Origin of the sequence: Okeania sp. SIO2B9, assembly GCF_010672505.1 — a bacterium.
Lineage (GTDB): Bacteria > Cyanobacteriota > Cyanobacteriia > Cyanobacteriales > Microcoleaceae > Okeania > Okeania hirsuta.
The window spans coordinates 1-1,129 of sequence record NZ_JAAHGK010001771.1; the positions used below are offsets into that span (position 1 = coordinate 1).

Consider the following 1,129-nt stretch of genomic DNA (forward strand, 5'->3'; position numbering starts at 1 on the left):
TCATTTCTTTTTGTTCGATAACTGTTGTCATTGATGATTGTTCATATTCATATTTATCCCTAAATACAAGGTTTTCTTTTTCTATACTTTGTAATCTATTATTTTTTGTAGGAGTTACTAGAGCTTCATTATCATCTATTTCTTTAACTTCTTGAATCAATTTTTTTTCTATGTATTTGTCTATATAACTATCCAATTTGTTTCCAATATACTTTCCTATTGCTACATTAATTTTGGTTTCTAAACTAAGTGATAAAATACTTTGATTGCTATCTATTTCTTCTCCTAAATAAAGATCGATAAACAAATTTAAAACTTCAAAAGCTGTAGCATCATTATCCTTACATTTTACTTGGAAGCGTTGCCATTTACCACGAGTTAATTTCAGATTGATCTGAACTTTATCTTCTCTATCATTGCTATACATATTAACTAAATACCTAGATAAGGGACGAAATTAAAGCATAAATTACGCTTGAAAGCCTAAAGCTATTTATCTACCACTTATGGTATTGTCTATAATTATATACAAAAAATCAAATGATTTTGGCAATTTTATTGATTGATAAAAATTTAATTCATCTTGACAAAATAATTGATAATTATCATCAATAATTCACTATGATTGACTTAATCTGGAAGTTTAAGATTGTAAATAGGAATACAGGATACTAATCAATATTTAGTGATTTTATGCTTATTTTTTAGAAAAAATTATTGAGGAAATTTATTATTAAACTTATTCAAGAAACAAAATAATTGAAAAAAAGCTAAAATATAAACGTCCTCTAATTTAAAAATACACTTCCAGTTTCTTCAATTAATAAACTAGATTTATCCAAATTAAAATTATTAGTCTCAGTCATATTTAACAGCAAAAGACTATTTTCAACAATAAACTGAGGTTTTATCAATAAAAAACCTCCCTTATCCCGATAAAAAGTAATATTGACAGGAACTTTTAATTTCCTTAAAATAACTTCAGATTTTCCTGACAACTGGCGTTGTGTAGTATCTCCAATTATCTCATAAGAAATTGTAGCAGCAGTATTATTTGCAAGTTTGATATTGACCAAACCATTTACAGGTTGAATAATGCCAATAGGCAATTGTCTTGTTCCAGGTAAAG

At 26.0% G+C, this 1,129-nt stretch carries 1 protein-coding gene and 1 pseudogene; both read right to left on the minus strand.

Going from position 1 to position 1,129, the window contains the following annotated elements:
* Positions 1–427, minus strand: a 427-nt coding sequence (locus F6K13_RS34305) for a hypothetical protein (protein WP_287290106.1), incomplete at its 3' end; no start/stop codon positions are given.
* Between the two features lie 361 nt (positions 428–788).
* Positions 789–1,129 (minus strand): annotated as a pseudogene (locus F6K13_RS34310) (hypothetical protein); the annotation flags it as partial.